General features: G+C 60.6%; 1 protein-coding gene. It reads left to right on the forward strand.

The window, feature by feature from the left end; translation table 11 throughout:
• Positions 1-78 precede the first annotated feature (78 nt).
• A partial coding sequence (locus DNK59_RS31420) for a PTS glucose transporter subunit IIA (protein WP_146249954.1) occupies positions 79-426 on the forward strand: 348 nt, incomplete at its 3' end.

The following is a 426-nucleotide window of genomic DNA, read 5'->3' on the forward strand; positions in this document are numbered from 1 at the left end:
GAATACTGGTGGAAATAAGTCACCCCTGGCATTCGCATCTACCCGTGATTTTTACAGAACAAAACAGCAGGTGAAGTCATGATCGCAACGCAACCCCTGGAATTGCGGGCGCCCTTGTCGGGTGTACTGCTGGCGCTGGACAAGGTGCCCGACCCGGTATTCGCCAGCCGCATGATCGGCGACGGCCTGTGCATCGACCCAACATCGCAGACCCTCTGCGCGCCGCTGGCCGGGGTGATCAGCAATATCCAGGACACTGGGCATGCGGTCAGCATCACCGATGACAACGGCGTGCAGGTGCTGATGCATATCGGCCTGGACACTGTAAGCCTGGCCGGCAAGGGCTTCACCCGTCTGGTCGAGGAAGGCCAGCGGGTGGAGGCGGGGCAAGCCCTGATCGAATTCGATGCCGACTATGTGGCGCTC

Origin of the sequence: Pseudomonas sp. TKO26 (assembly GCF_003225665.1) — a bacterium.
GTDB lineage: Bacteria > Pseudomonadota > Gammaproteobacteria > Pseudomonadales > Pseudomonadaceae > Aquipseudomonas > Aquipseudomonas saponiphila.